Raw genomic sequence first — 6409 nt, 5'->3', positions numbered from 1 at the left:
GGAGGCCAAGGGTCGTCTGTTCGAATTTGACTACCTGCCCTGATTGCCCGCACACACTTCCGGCCTGGCCGGTGCCGCCGCATCCGTACCGCCTCCCTGACGCATGCGGCGGCACCGGCCGGGCCCAAACGATTTACCTGGCCGGGCGGACATCCCTGCAAATCACCGCAAAGCAGGGAAAGCTCGGCCACCTGGCCGCCATGAAAGATAAAGCAATCAAATACACCATCCCGATCATTGCACCGCTGCTGTTGCTGTTGTGCTGGCAGTGTCTCGCGCCGTATATCGACAACGAGATCATTCTGCCCTCGCCGGACAGCGTCTTCGCCATTCTCGTCCACCCGGACCGGGACCTCATCAGCATGGGATCGCTGCTGGGGAACATCATCGTGAGCCTGGCACGGGTGGCGTCCGGATATTTCACGGCGGTACTCGTGGCCGTGCCCCTCGGCATTCTCATGGGGTACTACGGCACGGTCAACCGGTTTTTCAGCAACTTTCTTGGAATTTTCAGGCCCATCCCTCCTCTGGCCTGGGTGCCCCTGGTGCTCGCCTGGTTCGGCGTCGCAAGCCTGGCAACCCTGTTGGAAGTCGAGCCGGGCCAATATTACCTGTATCTGAACAACCTGAAATTCTCCATGATTTTCATCATCTTCATCGGCGGCTTCTACCCGGTACTCACCAGCACCATCACCGGGGTGCGGAGCGTGCGCAAGACCCTGATCGATTCTGCCCGCGTGCTCGGCGCGCGCAAACGCGACATCTTTCTCAAGGTGCTCCTGCCGGGCGCCGCGCCGGGCATCGTCATCGGCATGCGTATCGGCCTGGGCGTTTCATGGATGTGCCTGGTGTCGGCGGAAATGCTACCCGGCAGCATGTCCGGCGTCGGGTACCTGATCACCCATGCCTTTACCATCGCCCGCACCGACGTGGTCATCGCCGGCATGATCAGTATCGGTACCGTGGGCGCCCTGCTCGACCTCGGCTTCCGCTGGTTTGAAGACAAAAAATTTACATGGCAGGCACTTGGCCGTTGAGGGGTTCCATGGAACAGGTCATCCGGGTCACCAAAACCCAAAAGAGCTTCATCACGGAAAAAGGGCAATGCGTCCAGGCTCTGAAGGATATCAACTTTGAGGTCGGCGCCCATGAATTCATCTGCCTCGTCGGTCCCTCCGGCTGCGGCAAATCGACCCTGCTGCGGATCATCGCCGGTCTTGAGCAGGCCAGCTCGGGCAGCGTCATGTATCAGGATACCCCGATCAGGGCGCCCCATCGTCAGATCGGCATGGTCTTTCAGGAATATTCGCTGTTCCCGTGGCGCACGGTCCTGGACAACGTTGCGACAGGCATGGAATTCGCCGGCTACGAACGAAGGAACAGGGAACGGCGGGCCCTCGACTACCTGCAACTGGTAGGGCTGGAATCATTCACCCAGGCCTTTCCCTACGAGTTGTCCGGCGGCATGCAGCAGCGGGTCGCCATCGCCCGCGCCCTGGCCACCGATCCCGATGTTTTGCTGATGGACGAGCCTTTCGGCGCGCTGGACGCCTATACGCGCATCGTGCTGCAGAAGGAACTGCTGCGCATCTGGCAGACCAACCGCAAAACCATCCTGTTCGTCACTCACAGCGTCGACGAGGCGATCTTTCTCGCCGACCGCATCTTTGTCATGTCCGCCACCCCCGGCATGATCCGGGAAATCATCGATGTCCCCATGCCCCGTCCGCGCGACCGGGCCAACCCGCGCTACGGCGCCCTGGCGGTACACATCCTCGCCCGGCTTGAACAGGAGACGGTCCATGCCGCCCAATGACCAAGGCCCCATAAGCGTCGGCATCGACATCGGCTCCACCGCCACCAAGGCGGTGGTGCTGACCGACAGGGTTCTCGGCCAGGCCGTCACACCCACCGGCTGGGACCCTAAAAAAGCCGGCCTGCAGGTGCTGGACGAAGCCCTGGAGGCCGCCGGCGTGGCACAGGACCGGGTGGGCGCCATCATCGGCACCGGTTACGGACGCATCTCCCTGCCCATCTTCACCCGCCGGGTCACGGAGATCACCTGTCACGCCCTGGGCGCCCATTTTCTCCACCCCGCGACCCGCACGGTGATCGACATCGGCGGGCAGGACTGCAAGGTCATCGCCCTCGACGAGCAGGGTGCGGTGTCCGACTTCATTATGAACGACAAGTGCGCCGCCGGTACGGGCCGTTTTCTTCAGGTCATGGCGGCGAGCCTGGATGTCAGCCTGGAGGAACTCGGCGCCCTGGCGGCTACGGCCGAACCGGTGCCCCTCTCCAGCATGTGCACGGTCTTCGCGGAGTCGGAGGTCATCGGCCTGCTGGCGCGCGGCGTCGAAAAAGCAGGCATCGCCGCCGGCATCATCGACACCATTGCCCGGCGGCTCCACTGTCTCGCCGGCAAAGTGCCCCTGCGGGATTCCGTCATTTTTACCGGTGGCATCGCCCAGAACTGCGATATCTGTGAAAAAATCGCCGCAAGCCTCAGTACAGAACTGCACGTTCCTGCCTGCCCCCAGTTTGTCGGGGCCCTGGGCGCAGCGTTGATCGGCCATGAAATCACGACCTCCTTTTCACCCGAATGAGAACCTTTCCCATGATAAAAACAGAAACCTTTGCCGAAATATCCACATTGCGCGAAAGAAATCCGCTGGTCTTGAAAGAAGCCCGGGAAAATGGACTGCGCGTGGTCGGAACCTACTGTCTCTACTCCCCGGTGGAACTGGTCGTGGCGGCAGGGGCCGTTGCCGTATCCCTCTGCGGCACAAGCCAGACCCCGATCCCGGCAGCGGAAAAGATCCTGCCGCGCAATCTGTGCCCGCTCATCAAATCCAGCTACGGCTTTGCCGTCACCGATACCTGCCCGTACTTCCATTTTGCAGACCTTATACTGGCCGAAACGACCTGTGACGGTAAAAAGAAGATGTATGAACTGCTCAGCGCCATGAAACCGCTGCACGTCATGCAGCTGCCGCAGACGCAGGACGACACGGCGCTGACCTATTGGACCGGCGAAATGCTGCGCCTTAAGCGTCGGCTTGAAGAGATGTTCGGCGTAGAGATAACTGAAGAGAAACTGCGCGAAGCCATCCGCCTGATGAACGACGAACGGCGCTCCCTGCAAGCACTGCAGGATGTCTGCCGGCATGTGCCCGCACCCATCAGCGGGCTGGACATGCTCACCGTACTTCATAACCGCGGGTTTTCCTGCGACAAGCGCGAAGTCATCGAGCTGGTGGACCGGCTCACGGCCGAACTGCAGGACATGGCTACGGCAGGACGGTCGCCCTACACGCCGGCAACTCCGCGCATTCTGCTCAGCGGCGTACCCATCGGCATCGGCTCGGACAAGGTGGTGCGGATCATCGAGGACTGCGGTGCCAGCGTCGTCTGCTTCGAAAGCTGCACTGCCTACAAGAAGGTTGACCCGGTTGCCAGTGACGGCGATCCGCTCGCCGCCCTGGCCGAACGTTACCTGCGCGTACCCTGTTCATGCATGTCACCCAACCAGGGACGCATGGAACTGGTCGAGAAACTTGTCCGCGATTTCCGGGCGGACGGTGTCGTCGATCTCACCTGGCAGGCCTGTCACACCTACAACATCGAGTCTGCCAGTCTGAAAAACCATGTGCGGAACACCTCGAAAGTGCCCTTTCTGCAGATCGAAACCGACTACTCTGCATCGGATACCGAACAGCTCAAGGTGCGCATCGAGGCATTCATCGAAATGATCTGCCGCAAAAAAATCGCCTGACCGGGAAACCGCGAGCAGTCCTTATTCTCACGAAGCCGGCCTTTTTTCGGCCGAAGACCGGCGCATGTTTCTTTTCGCCCGGCTGCGCCGAGAAAAGCGCCCGGATGGTGATCGAGGCCTCCGACCTGGACCGTTTCATCCCCTGCGGCAAGGCCCCCAAGGCCATGGTGCCCTGGCAATTGAACATTAATTGACCGTCCTTCGCCCTTTTCAATTCGATCGTCAACATTATGGCAAAACCGGGTTGCGCAGCCCGCTAGCGAGGCCGACTTCAGCACCGGTTGCGCTAAAAAAAACCATCATGCCGGTGTAAAATACCTTTAAATATTTAATAAGTAGGCATTTTTTCTCCGCCAGTCCACCCAGGCAAAAGGCTGTCAGCAGCTGGCACACTCCTTGCGACCCCCCCCGTGACACATTCGGCGAACTGGCCGGCGGCAGGCAACGCCCGGATTCATATTAACTTGCACCCCTTAAGACGGGGAGGGAGAAAACTTCCATGCTTGATCTCACGATGATTGACCAGGTGACCATCATTCTCTATCTGGGATGCGTCCTGGGCGTCGGCCTCTGGGCAGGAAGGCGGGTGAACGATCTGGAGGAGTATGCGGTGGCCGGCCGCAACTATACCGCCCCGATCATCGCCGCGACCTTGTCCGCCTCCTTCATCGGCGGCGGTTTCACCATGGGGAATGCCGAAAAGGTCTTCACCATCGGTATCGTCAATATCGTGGCACTTTGGGGTTTCAGTCTCAAGGAAGTGCTGGTGGCCCGCTTCATCGCTCCCAGATCGGACCGCTTTCCCAAGGCGATCTCCGTGGGCGACGTGATGGAGGTCGACTACGGTAAAACCGGCAAGTTCATCACGGGAATTTTTTCCGTGCTGTTGTGCGCCGGCATTCTGGGTGCCCAGATCGGCGGCATGGGATACCTTTTCAATCTGTTTCTGGGACTGTCGGTGCCGACCGGCATCATGATCGGCATGGGCATCATCATCCTGTACGACACCATCGGTGGCATGCGGGCCGTGGTCGCCACCGATGTGCTGCAGTTCGGGGTGCTGGCCATCGGCATGCCCCTGGTGCTGTTTTTGGGGATCAAGCAACTGGGCGGTCCGGGCGAGCTTCTGGCGCAGGTGCCGGACGGCCATTTAGAATTTTTCAGCAACATGACGCCGGTCCAGTTCGGTTCCCTGTTCCTGACCTTCGTGCTGGGCGAAACCCTGGTCCCTCCCTACGTGCGGCGGCTGTTCATCAGCCGCGACATCAAGGCCATCTCCCGGGGCACGCTCTGGAGCGGGCTCTTTTCGGTGCCGTTTTTCGCCATTTCCGGCGGCATCGGCCTGGTCGCGCTGGTTCTCAAACCCGACCTCAATCCCAACCTGGCAATTCCCTTCGTCGTCGAGGGCGTTCTGCCGATCGGCATGCGCGGCCTGGTCATCGCCGGCATTCTGGCGGTTGTCATGTCATCGGCCGATTCCTTTCTCAACAGCGCTTCCGTGGCTTTCGTCAACGATATCGTCAATCCCCTGCGAAAGGAGAAACTGAGCGACCGCACCGGCCTGCTCTGGGCGCGGCTGGCGACCCTGATCACCGGTTCCCTGGCGATCATCATCGCCATCCGCATTCAGAGCCTGCTCGATATACTGCTGTTTGCCTATAACTTCTGGTCGCCGATCATTCTGGTGCCGCTGGCCGCCACCCTGCTGGGGTTCAAATCCACCCCCCGGGCCTTTATCTGTGGTGCAGCGGCCGGGCTTGTCGGGGTCTTCGGCTGGAATCATCTGCTTGGCACTCCCGGCGGGTTCGACGGACTGCTGATCGGGGTTTTCGCCAACTTTCTGGTTTTTTGCCTGGTGAACAGACTGGATATGGTGACCTTGGAATGTGTGGAAGAGTGCGGTGAGTAACGGGAGGAAAACCATGATTAGACTGTTCACGGCCCTGATGTTATTTGCGGCCCTTTCCTGTCCTGCCTTCGCGCTTGACAGTCCCGGAGTCGCGGTCGAAACCCTGGTCCGCGGGAGCGCCAGTTGGGATGGGACCCCGCTGCCGGCTTATCCCGATGGACAACCGCAATTGACCATCCTGCGCATCCAGATTCCCCCTGGCACCACCCTGCCGCTGCACAAGCATCCGGTGATCAATGCCGGAGTTCTGACCAAGGGCGAGCTGACCGTCGTCACCGAAAAAAACGAAACCCTTCACATGCAGGCCGGGGACCCGATCATCGAGGTGGTGGACAAGTGGCACTACGGCAAAAACGAAGGCATGGAAACGGCCGAGATCATCGTTTTCTATGTCGGTACCGCCGAACTTCCGCTGACTGTCAAGTAGTATCCATCCGGAAACTCCGGATGGATACAGCGTAGTTTTCATATGGGAAACGAGCAATTTTTCGTTATGGTAAGGAAATCAAGGGGTTGCGCGGAGGCGTACATCGGTACGCCGCACAAGCAAGCCTGCGGATTGACGCCGTCACGACGGAAAAGGGCCGTTTCCGGATGAAAAGTAAGTATCCCCCGGTCAAACCGGGGGCTTTATGGGTGAACCGCTCAAAGCGGTTGGCTCAAACCTTGGGCCGCCTAAAGGCGGCTGGCTATTTGAGCAGGTTCAATTGATCCAATCTGCTATC

The 6409-nt window shown here is 59.8% G+C and carries 6 protein-coding genes; all 6 read left to right on the top strand.

Features of this window, described 5'->3' with window-relative positions:
* On the top strand, positions 1-1037 hold a 1037-nt coding region (locus AB7E65_RS11505; protein ID WP_428745955.1), incomplete at its 5' end, for an ABC transporter permease.
* 8 nt (positions 1038-1045) lie between these two features.
* On the top strand, positions 1046-1816 hold the full coding sequence (locus AB7E65_RS11500) for an ABC transporter ATP-binding protein (protein ID WP_072285560.1): 771 nt from the start codon (positions 1046-1048) through the stop codon (positions 1814-1816).
* On the top strand, positions 1803-2606 hold the full coding sequence (locus AB7E65_RS11495; RefSeq protein ID WP_428745954.1) for an acyl-CoA dehydratase activase: 804 nt from the start codon (positions 1803-1805) through the stop codon (positions 2604-2606). Before AB7E65_RS11500 ends, AB7E65_RS11495 begins: the two co-directional genes overlap by 14 nt.
* A gap of 11 nt (positions 2607-2617) precedes the next feature.
* On the top strand, positions 2618-3775 hold the full coding sequence (locus AB7E65_RS11490; protein ID WP_072285562.1) for a double-cubane-cluster-containing anaerobic reductase: 1158 nt from the start codon (positions 2618-2620) through the stop codon (positions 3773-3775).
* A gap of 499 nt (positions 3776-4274) precedes the next feature.
* The gene (locus tag AB7E65_RS11485) at positions 4275-5684 is read left to right on the top strand and encodes a sodium:solute symporter family protein (protein WP_428745953.1); all 1410 of its coding nucleotides are present in this window, start codon (positions 4275-4277) and stop codon (positions 5682-5684) included.
* A 13-nt stretch (positions 5685-5697) separates the two neighbouring features.
* Positions 5698-6111: a cupin domain-containing protein gene (locus AB7E65_RS11480; protein WP_072285569.1), complete on the top strand. Its 414-nt coding sequence runs from the start codon at positions 5698-5700 to the stop codon at positions 6109-6111.
* Positions 6112-6409: the final 298 nt, after the last annotated feature.

It is taken from the genome of Syntrophotalea sp., from assembly GCF_050253115.1.
GTDB lineage: Bacteria > Desulfobacterota > Desulfuromonadia > Desulfuromonadales > Syntrophotaleaceae > Syntrophotalea > Syntrophotalea acetylenica.
This window is presented reverse-complemented; position numbering and strand designations above follow the sequence as displayed.